Source organism: Paractinoplanes durhamensis, from assembly GCF_016862175.1.
Taxonomy (GTDB): domain Bacteria; phylum Actinomycetota; class Actinomycetes; order Mycobacteriales; family Micromonosporaceae; genus Actinoplanes; species Actinoplanes durhamensis.
The window spans coordinates 48,413-60,829 of sequence record NZ_BOML01000052.1; the positions used below are offsets into that span (position 1 = coordinate 48,413).

General features: G+C 66.8%; 16 protein-coding genes. 9 read left to right on the forward strand and 7 right to left on the reverse strand.

The annotated features are described in order from the left end of the window. Window positions 1-37: 37 nt before the first annotated feature. Window positions 38-889 (reverse strand): patatin-like phospholipase family protein, encoded by an 852-nt coding sequence (locus Adu01nite_RS32155; RefSeq protein ID WP_239132849.1) that lies wholly within the window; start codon window positions 887-889, stop codon window positions 38-40. A 72-nt stretch (window positions 890-961) separates the two neighbouring features. After that, the gene (locus Adu01nite_RS32160; protein WP_203732509.1) at window positions 962-1,786 is read right to left on the reverse strand and encodes an alpha/beta fold hydrolase; all 825 of its coding nucleotides are present in this window, start codon (window positions 1,784-1,786) and stop codon (window positions 962-964) included. A gap of 148 nt (window positions 1,787-1,934) precedes the next feature. Here Adu01nite_RS32160 and Adu01nite_RS32165 point away from each other — a divergent pair, with 148 nt between their 5' ends. Next, the gene (locus Adu01nite_RS32165) at window positions 1,935-2,291 is read left to right on the forward strand and encodes a nuclear transport factor 2 family protein (protein ID WP_203732511.1); all 357 of its coding nucleotides are present in this window, start codon (window positions 1,935-1,937) and stop codon (window positions 2,289-2,291) included. Between the two features lie 3 nt (window positions 2,292-2,294). On the opposite strand, the gene Adu01nite_RS32170 is transcribed toward Adu01nite_RS32165, so the two are convergent. Continuing rightward, window positions 2,295-2,795 carry a hypothetical protein gene (locus tag Adu01nite_RS32170; protein WP_203732513.1) on the reverse strand — a complete coding sequence of 167 codons (501 nt, stop codon included), beginning with the start codon at window positions 2,793-2,795 and terminating at the stop codon, window positions 2,295-2,297. A gap of 184 nt (window positions 2,796-2,979) precedes the next feature. On the opposite strand from Adu01nite_RS32170, the gene Adu01nite_RS32175 reads away from it, so the two are divergent. The 7 genes from Adu01nite_RS32175 (at window position 2,980) to Adu01nite_RS32205 (ending at window position 8,783) form a co-directional block, all read left to right on the forward strand. Beyond that, window positions 2,980-4,458: an SNIPE associated domain-containing protein gene (locus Adu01nite_RS32175; RefSeq protein ID WP_239132850.1), complete on the forward strand. Its 1,479-nt coding sequence runs from the start codon at window positions 2,980-2,982 to the stop codon at window positions 4,456-4,458. A gap of 71 nt (window positions 4,459-4,529) precedes the next feature. After that, entirely contained in the window at window positions 4,530-5,150 is a 621-nt protein-coding gene (locus tag Adu01nite_RS32180) for a YdeI/OmpD-associated family protein (protein WP_203732515.1), read from the forward strand. 50 nt (window positions 5,151-5,200) lie between these two features. Then, entirely contained in the window at window positions 5,201-5,896 is a 696-nt protein-coding gene (locus Adu01nite_RS32185) for a hypothetical protein (protein ID WP_203732517.1), read from the forward strand. Between the two features lie 186 nt (window positions 5,897-6,082). Beyond that, on the forward strand, window positions 6,083-6,631 hold the full coding sequence (locus Adu01nite_RS32190) for a hypothetical protein (protein WP_203732519.1): 549 nt from the start codon (window positions 6,083-6,085) through the stop codon (window positions 6,629-6,631). A gap of 72 nt (window positions 6,632-6,703) precedes the next feature. Next, on the forward strand, window positions 6,704-6,970 hold the full coding sequence (locus tag Adu01nite_RS32195; RefSeq protein WP_203732521.1) for a hypothetical protein: 267 nt from the start codon (window positions 6,704-6,706) through the stop codon (window positions 6,968-6,970). 16 nt (window positions 6,971-6,986) lie between these two features. Further along, entirely contained in the window at window positions 6,987-7,760 is a 774-nt protein-coding gene (locus tag Adu01nite_RS32200; RefSeq protein ID WP_203732523.1) for a hypothetical protein, read from the forward strand. 69 nt (window positions 7,761-7,829) lie between these two features. Continuing rightward, window positions 7,830-8,783, forward strand: a complete 954-nt coding sequence (locus Adu01nite_RS32205) for a beta-ketoacyl-ACP synthase 3 (protein ID WP_203732525.1) — start codon at window positions 7,830-7,832, stop codon at window positions 8,781-8,783. Between the two features lie 235 nt (window positions 8,784-9,018). On the opposite strand, the gene Adu01nite_RS32210 is transcribed toward Adu01nite_RS32205, so the two are convergent. The 4 genes from Adu01nite_RS32210 to Adu01nite_RS32225 are packed head-to-tail and all read right to left on the reverse strand — an operon-like array spanning window position 9,019 to window position 10,994. Beyond that, window positions 9,019-9,300, reverse strand: a complete 282-nt coding sequence (locus Adu01nite_RS32210; protein ID WP_203732527.1) for a hypothetical protein — start codon at window positions 9,298-9,300, stop codon at window positions 9,019-9,021. Between the two features lie 60 nt (window positions 9,301-9,360). Further along, complete coding sequence (locus Adu01nite_RS32215) at window positions 9,361-9,684, reverse strand: hypothetical protein (protein WP_203732530.1); 324 nt, start codon at window positions 9,682-9,684, stop codon at window positions 9,361-9,363. Between the two features lie 8 nt (window positions 9,685-9,692). Then, on the reverse strand, window positions 9,693-10,556 hold the full coding sequence (locus Adu01nite_RS32220; RefSeq protein WP_239132851.1) for a 5'-methylthioadenosine/S-adenosylhomocysteine nucleosidase family protein: 864 nt from the start codon (window positions 10,554-10,556) through the stop codon (window positions 9,693-9,695). A gap of 30 nt (window positions 10,557-10,586) precedes the next feature. Next, the gene (locus tag Adu01nite_RS32225; protein ID WP_203732534.1) at window positions 10,587-10,994 is read right to left on the reverse strand and encodes a hypothetical protein; all 408 of its coding nucleotides are present in this window, start codon (window positions 10,992-10,994) and stop codon (window positions 10,587-10,589) included. A 1,055-nt stretch (window positions 10,995-12,049) separates the two neighbouring features. On the opposite strand from Adu01nite_RS32225, the gene Adu01nite_RS32230 reads away from it, so the two are divergent. Then, on the forward strand, window positions 12,050-12,292 hold the full coding sequence (locus tag Adu01nite_RS32230; RefSeq protein ID WP_203732536.1) for a hypothetical protein: 243 nt from the start codon (window positions 12,050-12,052) through the stop codon (window positions 12,290-12,292). Window positions 12,293-12,417: the final 125 nt, after the last annotated feature.

The following is a 12,417-nucleotide window of genomic DNA, read 5'->3' on the forward strand; positions in this document are numbered from 1 at the left end:
ACTGCGATTCCCCGCGTCAATGCCGTTGATCTGGGTCTCACCAGCCCGCGTCGTCCAGCGCTTTGGTGGCCAGCTCGCGGCCGAGGGCGACCATCTCGGCGGCCCGGTGGAATTCCAGCACTCCGCTCGCGGTCACCGGCACGGCGATGTGTACGTCCGGCGGCAGGCCCGCCATCCGATAGCGGGCGATCATGTCCTGCATCGCGTCCAGCGAGTTGATCACCACGTCGCTCAGCCGCAGGTCGACGGTCGGGGCCACGACGGATCTCGCCGGCAGCAGCCGAGCGGTCCAGCTGCGCTTCGCCGCCGCCCGGATCGGGGCCGCCGACTCGTGGTCCGGCCGCCGCCCGAGCAGCGAGACGGCCACCGTCAGGTCGGCCGGCACCGCCGCGGTCGGCTCGATCGGCACCGGGTTGAGCAGGCCACCGTCGGCCAGCACCCGCCCGTCCACGACCACCGGCGTGATCAGCCCCGGAATGGCGATGGATGCCCGGATCGCCGAGCGCAGCAGCCCCTTCTGGAACCACACCTCGCGCCGGCTGGTGATGTCGGTGGCCACCGCGGTGTACGGGATCGGCAGGTCCTCGATCATCGCGTCGGTGAGGAAGCTGCCCAGGTGATCGATCAGCCGGTCGGCCGCCAGCACCCCCGGCAGGGACCAGGTGGGATCGAGAAGCCGCAGCACGTCGCGCTGCTTGAGCCCCACCGCCCACTCGGTGAACTCGGTCAGCTGCCCCGCCGCCAGCACCCCGCCGACCAGGGCGCCCATCGACGAGCCGGCGATCGCCACGACCTCGCAGTCGCGCTCGAGCAGCACCTGGACGACGCCGATGTGGGCGAACCCGCGGGCGCCGCCCGATCCAAGCGCCAGTGCGACCCGTCTCGTCACGCCCTGATGCTAGTGGGACTCGCACCGGTTGCCGGTGCGAGTCCCGTCACCCGATCAGGCCTGGAGCCCTTATCAGCCCTGCAGCCAGGCCAGCAGGTCGGCGTTGATGGTGTCCGCGTGGGTGGTCGGCATGCCGTGCGGGAAGCCCGCGTACGTCTTGAGCGTGCCGTTCTGCACCAGCGCCGCGGAGAGCGGAGCCGAGTCCTCGTACGGCACGACCTGGTCGTCGTCGCCGTGCATGACCAGCACCGGCACCGTGATCTTCTTGAGGTCCTCGGTGAAGTCGGTCTGCGAGAACGCCACGACTCCGTCGTAGTGCGCCTTGGCGCCGCCCATCATGCCCTGCCGCCACCAGTTCTGGATGATCGCCTCGTTCGGCTCCACCCCAGGCCGGTTGAAGTTGTAGAAGGCGGTCGACGGCAGATCCCGGTAGAAGCTGGACCGGTTGGTCGCCACCTGGGTCTGGATGTCGTCGAAGACCTTCTTCGGCAGGCCACCCGGGTTGGCCTCGGTCTGCACCATGATCGGCGGAACGGCGCTGATCAGCACCGCCCGGGCGACCCGGCTCTCACCGTGCCGCGCGATGTAGTGCACCACTTCGCCACCACCGGTGGAATGCCCGACGTGGACGGCGTCGTGCAGGTCGAGATGCGCGGTGACCGCGGCCAGGTCATCGGCGTAATGGTCCATGTCATGACCCTCGCTGGTCTGGGTGGACCGCCCGTGGCCGCGCCGGTCGTGCGCGACGACCCGATAGCCCTTCTGCAGGAAGAACATCAACTGGGCGTCCCAGTCATCGGCCGACAGAGGCCAGCCGTGGCTGAACACGATCGGCTGACCGGTGCCCCAGTCCTTGAAGAAGATCTCCGTGCCGTCGTTCGTGGTGATGCTGCTCATGCGAACCTCCCGTGTGAGTTCTACTCGCCCGGCCAGTTAAACAGCTCCACCACGCCCCGGCCCCGGACTCGAAATGAACGTCACAAAACCTGTAAGTGCCAGCAAAGACACAGGTCAACCTCCAAGATCACGACGTACGATCGCGAGCATGGCGACGATCGAGCAGCTCATGCAGGCAAATCTCCTGGAGGTCTTCAACGAGCGAGACTCCACCCGCCGCCGAGAAGCAATCACCAGGACGTACGCCCCCGAGGTCCAGTTCTCCGACCCCGACGAGATAGTCACCGGCCACGAGGCGCTGAACGCCAAGGCCGCCAAAATCCTCGCCGGCGCCCCCGATTTCGTCTTCACCGCAGCCGGCCCCACCAGGGTCAACCACGACCTGGGCTACCTGGAGTGGAACTTCGGCCCCGAGGGCCGGCCCCCGGTGGTGCGCGGCCTGGACATAGCCCTGGTCAAAGACGGCTTGATCACCACCGTCTACACCCTGCTCCGGACCGACTGACTCTCAGCATTCCGCGGAGTCGATCGCCAGCACCGCCCCTTCGGCCATCCCGTCCAGGTCCGCAAGGTAGGGCGGCTCCCCGTCATGCACGCTGACAAAGGTCACGTCCCCCACGTAGACCACCTCGTCATCCATGTCCACGTCACTGATCGAGACGTACGCGACGGCAGCCGGATGATCCGGAAAGTCAGCATTCAGCCGGGCAAGCGCCGCCCGAGCAAAGGCAGCACCACGCCGGGCGAGCGCCGCGGCCCGAGCCTTCCCCCCGACGTCGAGATCAAGGTCCGGAATGCCACGACCGTTAACGGCGGCCTCATAGCCGGTCACATCACTGAAGGCAGACGGCGACCCCGAGTAGGTGGCAAGGAAGCGACGCAACAGCCAGGCCCCACGCTCATCGACGGTCCACCCGTCGTCAACGGCCCCCCGAAACAGATCCGGCAGCGAAACGTCTTCGAGCGCCGCCTCCCCCACAAGGTCCGCAAACACCGCATTGAACCGCATATCTGCCTTCCACCCGATCACTCACCCAGCGCTCCACACTCTTCTCGACGCCGCCGAGACCCCTGCAACGACCGGGCCGGTAGGCGAGCGGCGTGCGCCGTGCGGGTGATAGCTGCCGACCACCGAGGTGACTACGGTGAAGGGCCTCGGTTACGGAACGTAGATCTTGAAGGGGCTGTCCGCGGTGCCGACGTATCGATTCAACACGCCGCCAGGCTGGCCCACGCCGCCCGCGGATTGGACTCCGCCGGAGGGCTGGCAACCGGATCCGTCCTGGCCGCCCGCCCCGCAGGGCTGGCCGTGGTGGCTGCCGGAAGCGCCCGCCGCCCCGCCTCCGGACAGTAACCGGCCGGTGGTGCCGGTTGTTCATGGTCTCCCGGAGACGGCGGCGCCGCCCGCGCCGGCCGACACCGCGCGTGGCATCTTCGGTGGCAAGCGCCGGCTGGAGGAGGAGAACGAAGATCTGCGGCGCCAGCTCACCGCGGTCATGGGCCTCGACCCGTCCGCGGTCAGCGCCGAAGCCTTCCGGCTGCGCGACCAACTGCAGCGGCTGCGTGCCGAGCAGGCCACCCTCGAGGGTCAGCTGACCCACCAGCGGGCCGAGTTGGTCCGCACGTCGGAGGAGGCGGAGCTGCAGGAGGTCGGGATCTACCGGTACCAGCATCCGCTCGCCGACGCGGTCGCCTACAAGGGACAGCTCGCCGATCTCACCGATCAGATCAAGGCCATGGCGCGCAGCGGAACAGCGGTCGAGGCCGGCAACGGATGGACGGTGAACGGCTCCACCGTCGAGGGCCGCAAGATGGTCAACGAGTACACCAAGCTCATGCTGCGCGCCTACAACGCCGAAGCCGACGGCTGCGTGGCCCGGGTCCGCCCGCACCGCCTGCACACCACGGTCGAACGACTCGACAAGGTCGCCCACACGATCGCCCGGCTCGGCAAGACCATGGGAATTCGGGTCTCGCCCCGCTATCACCAGCTCCGCATCCACGAGATCGGGATGACCGCGGACTACCGGGCGAAACTCGACGAGGAGAAGGAACGCGTACGCGAAGAGCGGGAACACCAGCGTGAGGAACGCGCCGCGCTCGCCGAACTCGAACGGGAGAAGGCCCGACTCGCCAAGGAACAGTCCCACTACGAGGCCGCACTGGCCAAGCTGCACGCCAAGGGCGACGCCGCGGCGGTCAGCGAGATGGAGGCGAAGCTGGCCGAGATCGGCGACGCGATCGCGGGCGTGGAGGCACGGGAGGCCAACACCCGAGCGGGTTATGTCTACGTGATCTCCAACTACGGCGCCTTCGGCCCCGACATGGTCAAGATCGGCATGACCCGCCGCCTCGACCCCGAGGACCGCGTCCGGGAACTCGGCGATGCGTCGGTCCCGTTCCGCTTCGACACCCACGCACTGATCTTCAGCCACGACGCCGTCGGCCTCGAAGGCCAACTCCACGCCGCGCTCGCCGCCCAGCGCGTCAACAAGGTGAACGTACGGCGTGAATTCTTCTACGCGAACCCCGCCCAGGTCCGTGACCTGCTCCAGAAGATCGCCGGCCAGCACCTGCTCGCCTACCACGAAACCCCGGAGGCACTCGAGTGGCGCTCCAGCGGCGCCACTCTCCACGACACCCAGCCACCCTCGACAACGACGATGATCTGACCGCCCTGCGCGCCGCCGCTGCGACGCGGCCGGTGAGGGTTGCTGTCGTGGTGAACGGTTAGCCTGCTGGTGTGGGAAAAGCCGAACTGGATGAGTTGATCGTCGCGGACGCCGAGGCACTGCGAGTGTGGTTGTTGAGCAACCACGCCACGTCGACCGGCGTTTGGCTGGCCCTCGGCCGGAAGGGCGGCACGGTCACATCGCTGACCTGGCAGCAGGCGGTCGACGAGGCCCTGTGCGTCGGTTGGATCGATGGCCAGGGCCGTAAGGGGGATCAGGACATCTCGTGGATCCGGTTCACCCCGCGCGCAGCCCGCAGTTCCTGGTCGCAGCGCAACGTCGGCCACGTGGCCCGGCTGGAGGCCGAGGGGCGCATCCTGCCCCGGGGCCGCGCCGCGGTGGAAGCCGCGAAGGCGGACGGACGCTGGGCGGCCGCCTACGCCCCGGTCTCGGAGGCCGAGGCGCCGGCCGACCTCATCGCCGCAATCGCCGCCGTCCCGGCCGCCCAGGCAATGTTCGACGTACTCACCAAGAGCAACCTCTTCGCCATCATCTACCGGGTCACCGGCGTCAAACGAGCTGAGACGCGGCAACGAAAGATCATCGAAGTCGTAGCGATGCTGGCCCGGCACGAGACGCTCCACCCGCAGAAGGCCAGACCCGCGACCCCGCCGCAGTCAGCAGGCTCGTAACGGTTTCACCCGCCCCTCGCCACGGCCGGTGTTCTGAAATACTCCGATCCGTGATCCTCCGCCCTGCCCTACGCGTCCCCGCAGCGCTCGCGGTCACCGCTATGTTCCTCCTGGTCACGGCATGCATGACGGAGTGGAACAGGGTGCCGCCGCTGACCTTCGCCTACCACCATCACAACGGGTCCGGCCTGATGGATCAAACCGTGGAGATCATCAACTCCGGTCGATCGGCCGAGGTGCCGACGCTGGAAATCGTGCCGGTCGACAGTTCCGGCGCGGTGCTGGCGGGAATCCACGTGACCACGCTCTACGGAAGCGATGTGGGCCGACTGCTCGCTCCGGCCCGGATGACCTCCCTCGACGTTCTCGCCTTCACCGGCGGCGACACGTCCAAGGTGGCGGACGTGCGGGTGACCGTCCGCGCCTCGGCCAGGGTGAAGTTTCCGGTCGCGCCGCAGGACGTGGTGGTGAAGGCGGTCGACGTCGCCGGGAAGCCGACGTCGCAGGACGGGCCGTTCCAGTCGGTCGAACTCACCAACCCCAACCAGGAGAAGGTAGCGGCCGGGGTGGTCTGCATCCTCTGGGACCAGCCACCGGCCGGCCGCCCGCAGCAGGCCCGCGGGGTCATCCCGGTCGGCGTCACCACGATCGCCGGGAACAGCTCCGCAACGATCCGGGCCGACGGCGCGGCGGGAGACGGCTGCGAAAGCCTCAAGGCCTATTTCACCCCACTCGACCACGCATGACGCCCGCACGACAGGGCGGCCGCGACGGTGGGCGGCGGCACTCGTCACGGGAACAGCGTGGCGAGCCCGCGCCACGACCGCACTGATACCGGGAAACGCGCGTCACCAGCAAGGAGCCGGACCCGTCTATTTCGAGGAGGAGATGGACGTCGCCGTGCGAGGATCCGCGGCATGACGTCATCGAGGGTGAGCAAGGCTGACCGGCTCCGTCGTGCAGCCGGGTCGCAAGCTCTCGTACGCATCAAACGGTCTCCGCGCAACGCCGACCGAATCGACGGCATCGTCGTAGCGGTCGGCTCCAAATGGGCCTTGATCGCGCACACCGGTGATGGCGGCTTCTTCGAGGGCTTGATCGCCATCCGCGTCAAGGATGTGGTGACGGTCAAGAGGGACCTCTCGTTCGAGGAGCGCTTCGCCCGGACCCAGCCCGAGTGGCCACCCACCGCCCCAGCGAACCTCGACCTGGACACGACCGCGGGTCTGCTCAGAGGCATGAGCGCGATCTCGCCAATGATCGCCATCGAGCAGGAAAGACGGTTCCACTCGCGGATGGCGTGGATAGGTGTCGTCCACGAGATCACCAAACGGTGGCTGTGGCTGCGCTTAGTTCGCCCGAACGCCACATGGCGAAAGCGCCCGCTCGGCTACAAGCTCCGCCGAATCACCAAGGTCTTCATCTCAGATCGCTACCTGACCGCCCTCGCCGCCATCGCCGGGACCGGCCCCACGCACTGATCCCGTACGTCGGAATTCGCATCCGGCATCGGTGGCCTGTAATCGATCGAGGGATGTCGCTAACCTGCGCCGATGCTGGGGAGTCTCGCTGCTTTGGTAGCGGCCGCCGCGCTCGGTGGTGCGCCGATCGCGCTGGCCGCGCCGACCGAACCCGCGCCCACCGACGTGACGTCGGCGTGGAATTCCAGCGCGCACGACGGTGCGACGATCACCTGGAGCGAGACCGGGGACGTACGCAATCGGGTCGATATTGTCGCCGCTGACGGCACGACCATCGGGCAGAATCCGCAGTTCACGGAAGCGGGACAACCCAATGAGGTGCCGCTGCAGCCCGCATGAGGACGGGTCGATCCTCATGACCTGGGAGCCGGGCAAGGACAACGACCCCAACCCGGGGGACCCGCTCGACCTCCCGCCGGTGCTGCCGTACAAGTACATCCCGATCGCCTCGACGGTCTCCTTCGACGAGTACGACGAGCTCTCCGGGCCGACAGCGGCCCGTCAGCTCCTCGTGCCGTCCCGGCAATCGCCGGTCGACGTCGGACTGCGGGCCGTGCCGAACGAATGGCAGCAGTACGGCGGCTACCCCACCCTGTCCGTTCAAGGCACCGGGCTCACCGCGACCATCCCGCACACGGCGACCATCGGTGGCAAACTCACGATCAACGGCAAATCCGAGCGGCTCGTACGCTTCTGCTCGCACTTCTGGTGCCAGGTCGACACCTACGACGACGAGGGCCGCGGGCTCCAGGTGCAATCACGCACGTCGGCCGGCGCGGCGTGGCACACGGTCGCGACCACCAGGGCCGGAAAGACCGGCACGTTCAGCGTCAAGGTCCCGTTCACGGCCTCGGCCGACTACCGCGTGGTCGCACCCGTCGTCACCTGGAAGCGGTCGGACGGCGACCGCAAGCCGAGGTCGTACGCCACCACCGAGGCGACCGCCGTCGAAGGCGTGACGGGCGGCGAGGGCGGCGGCGGAGGTTTGCCGATCACCGGCGCCCCCGCTGCGTGGATCGCGGCGACCGGTGGCCTGCTCGTCCTGCTCGGTGGAGGGCTCGCGCTGATGGCCGGGCGACGGCGCGCGAGGCCCGTCAGCTCAGGAGATTCGCCTCCGGGAAGGGTCTAAGGGCCTTAGTTACCGGCGAGGAATGAAGGAATCGGAGGGCACCCAGACGGGCATGCTTGGATTCTGGCCATGGCCATCCACCTGCAGCGCCGCTCCGGTCACCCCGGGTCGCGCATCCTGAGCGTCGCCACGTACCGCCCACGGACCGAGGTGGGCAACGAGACGATCGCGGCCCTGATCGACTCGAGCGACGAATGGATCCGCCGCCGCTGCGGCATCGAGTCGCGCCGACGCGCCGCACCCGACGAGGACCTGGTCACGATGGCCGCGGCGGCCGCCTCCAAAGCTCTGGCCGGCGCCGGCGTCGATCCCCGCGACGTCTCGGCCGTCCTGGTGGCAACGATGTCCCACCGCGGCCGCGCGACCACTACGGCACCACTGGTGGCCGACGCGCTCGGCGCCACCGCGGCCGCCGCGATGGATCTGGGAGCGGCTTGCGCCGGATTCCCGTACGCACTTGCCACCGCCGACGCGCTCGTCGGCAACGGCTCGGCCGACTACGTGGTCCTGGTCGGCGCCGAGCGCATGACCGACATCATCGACGAGCGCGACCGCAGCACAGCATTCCTCTTCGGCGACGGCGCCGGCGCGGTGGTCATCGGTCCGGCACCGGCATGCGGCATCGGCCCGGTGGTCTGGGGTGCCGACGGCTCCGGCAGTGAGTTGCTGCGCTACGACGAGGAGGGCATCCTGCGCATGGCCGGCCCGGAAGTCTTCCGCTGGGCGACCTCCGTCATTCCCGGCCTGGCCAGGCGCGCGCTGGACGCCGCCGGCATCTCCGCGGACGACCTGGCGGCCTTCATCCCCCACCAGGCCAACCTGCGCATCACCTCGACCGCCGCCAAAGCCATCGGGCTCGGCCCGCACGTCCAGGTGGCCACCGACATCACCACCAACGGCAACACCGGCGCGGCCTCCATCCCCCAGGCAATGGCAGCCCTGCCCGACGCGACCGGCCCCGCATTGCTCGTGGGCTTCGGCGCCGGCCTCTCCTACGCAGCCCAGGTAGTCACATTGCCCTGACCTGCGCGGGATATCGAGCCATCGCGACTGAAGAGCATCGATGGGCAAACGTGCCAGTCATCTCGGCCCCGGCGGCACCACTTGACCTGACGCGGGCCTCCTGGATGACAAGAAGGGTGGTCCGCGGCCGTGCCATCGAAGTCAGTCCTCCGAGTGCCGTGCGCCGCTCAACACCGACAGTGCCGCCCAGCGGCACAGACCAGGTGTCGGATCTGCTGAGAACAGTGCGACCCGCTCAGTCTGAGTCTGGGGCGTCGCTGAATCTCAGCACTGGAATTGAGCTCCAGTTCACAAAAAGCTTCTCACCCGAGTTCAGGTCATCGTAGATTCCAACCTGCTGCATCAACGCATTAAGCCCGTGTATATCATAAGTGTTGTTGAGGCGCACCTTGATGCGGTAGGTCCGCTGCGCCGCATCGAACTCAACGTACTTTTCCAGCGACATTGCAATCCCTTCGATCATTTGAGCGCTGCGCGAGATATGGGTGCTGATGGCGACCGAGACGAATGTGGCCACGATCTGAGCCGACCGCCGAGGCTCGCTGCAAGGCGGTTGCGTCTACCCCGCCGCCGGCTGTCAAACCCTCCGGCGCAGCCACCGCCTGACCACGCCCACGGTCACGACCAACAGGACGAAAAAGAAGGCAGCGCGCCATTCATCCCCTGCAGTATTCCGGCCCGTATACGATGACATACCATAAAAGAAGTAGATTCCATCGACCAATAGCACTACAAGAAGTGCCTTGGTGTCGAATCCGACGCCACGCTTTTCCGGCAGTGAGTTGATGATCTGGTTTCCGGGGCCCTGGTTGGCATATACGCTGCCACCAGAATGGGGAGCATTCTGCTGCGTGTACCGCGGCGGATCATTCGGGTTATTGTGGTCATCGGAGAGGCCCATCGCACTCCTCACTTATTGTCTAAGTAGATCGTCTGGTCGCCACCTTGATTCGCGTAGACTGTGCCGCCGCCAGCCGGGGCGTTGTGCTGGGTCCACCGATCGGCCGGTGGTCGGTCAGTCGAGATGGTGGCGGGCTTGTCATTCCCGTGGCTGTTCGCGAGTACCTCGAACGCGAATGCGGCGGCATTTTGCGCGGCGACGGCCTGCCATTGCCGATCGTTCGCCTCAGTCTTGTCGCTCAGCAGGTCCGAGATCCCGCGCACAACAAGCGTGGCGACACCTTCGTTCACATATGCGCCGCGCAGGAATCCGTAGCTCTCCATATCGACGGCTAACGCGTCGCCGCAATACGCCGCTAGCAGTCGTGCGGTGTCCGACCGGTCGTGGGCTACGATCTTTCCTCCAGCCGCAACCGGCTTGACGAACGCCGCGGGGCGGGTCGTTGGCGGCGTTGGCTTGATCCGTTCCTGCCAGCGGGACCGGCGTACGACAGCCTGTGCGCGCTGTACCAATGCAAACGAAGGTGCCGACGTCTTGATCCGTGGCAGATAGATGCTGTTGCCGTCCTTGCCGGATTCGTAGTCGTAGACGGCGTCGGCCGCAACCACGTCCCCGTGCCGGACGTCCTTGCGGCCGCCTGCGATGCCAACGAACATCGCTATCCCCGGTTTGAACACAGCGACGGCGCGCTCCAGCAACACTCCGGCCGACGGGTTGCCGGGCCCGACCTGGGCCACCGCGACACGCCATGGCGTTCGCCCTTCGAATGTGCCGACATCGAAGAGCAGACCACGTTCGATGCGCTCGCTGGTTGGCGGCGACAAGTGTTCGACCACTGCGGCGTGTTCCAGTTCCAAAGCAGTCAGGACCACAGCCGTCGGCATATTTGGATACGGCATCTGTCAGCGTGCTCTCAGGGAATAGGTTTCGTGCGCGGCGAGCATCTGGCGCGCCGCATGGATGCCCCATTGTCCGTCAGTCCCGACGCTCTGCCCGGTGAACCGCGTACCGTCGCGCATCTGGGTGCAGAATATTGTCTCCGAATGGCCACCAAGAATCTTCTTGCGGCCCTCGATCAGCGAAAAACTCGCAATGTCGGCGAACCGCGTAACATCAACTCCGCCGTCCTGCAATAGAATGATGATGCGGCTGGCGGTGACCACCAGGGTGCCGAACGGGAAGTGGCATCGAGTGAAAGTAATGACCGTTTCATCTCCCAGCTCCCGTTCGAGTTCCAGAATTCGTCCTTCCGGGATTCTGGAACGTTCCTTTGGGGGCATTTCTCCCAGGATCCGCGCAACGTTCGACATATCTGCCTCTCGACGTGCTCTCGCCGTGCCACGTATCGTGTCCGGCTACCACAGCGACGTCATCGACCGGCCGCAGGCAACTCGCGAACTTACGGTCCCTTTCGGACGCAGGACAGCGGCTTCGATGCAACGATCGACGCTACGAGCACGGATGATCGGCAGTGGTCCACGCAGAGCGGACGGAACCGTGACCAGACCGGGCGAACCCGTCCGGGTCATTCCGAACCCAGCCGGTCCGGTATATCGATCTGACTTTCCTGGTGGCGGTGCACCGACGGGTACGGCCGAGGCCGAAGAGCAATCTTCTGTCGTACCGCTGGGGCAGGTTCGCGGCGTTCAAGAGGAAGGTGATCGCGGTCCCAGAGGTTCCCGTCCGGTAACGCGTCACGTGCAAACTGGGTCGCACGACAGTTCGTCGGACCGGCTGGAAGGCATCCTCACATGCCGCTGATCGCGCTCGTTGCTGGGTGGCAAGCCGCCACGTTCGGCGGGCTGGCAAAGCCCCCTGAGCGGCAGAGGTAGTTGCCTATCACCATGCCGTGGTGGGCACGTTGGTGCTACTCGTCGTTGCCCGACCAATCGCCGGGCAGCGCGCGGCGCACCGCAGCAAGCTCGTCCGGTGAAACGGCGCCCGCCCACAGCCAAGTCCCAGGGTCCTCCCGCAGGGTCGACCTCAAGCTGATGCGGCGCCAGCAGCCGATCCTGGACACTGGTCAAATCACGACGTCTACCCACCAGCCCGTATGCCGTACGCAACGACGCCGGCAGCGAGAAGCCCAGCCGCGTCTCCGCCTCTCGGAGATCGTCGTCGCCCCAACCGTCGCCGGCCACAACAGGGCTCGCATACTCGGCCGCGAACAACCGGATGAACCGCCACGCACCTACCGCATCACGCGAACCTCGATCAAGCTCGACATGAAGATCGAAATCGGCTCCCACAACGGGACACCGTAACTACGCCGGCCCGCCTCAGCGAATCACGTATCCGTATCCGGCTCTGCCGCCGATCGTGCGTGCAGACTCCGTCGGCGGCCTACCTCGGTACCCTCGCGGACATGCAGATCCGGCTCGGACGTGGTGATGACGTCACTGGCGTCATCGTGACCGAACCGACCCTGGTGGGGCGGCAGACGTTCGTAACCATGGTGGAAGCCGGCGACTGGGCGGTGGAGCTCACCGAGCCTTTGACGTTGGAAGCGGACGACCACATCTGGATACGCGGCGCCGCCGTCTTTGTGCAGCGTCCGAACGGCAGCCCCGTACGCCATGAAGGAGAAGGTGTCTGGCTTTGCCGATAGCCGGTGGAACGAGCCCGACTCTGCCAGTCGACATCCTGATCTAGCCGCGATCCGCTCGCTGCACAACAGCTCAGGACGGCCGACTGCCCGGCCATCGGCCCGGCGCTTCGGGAACTCAACCCGCT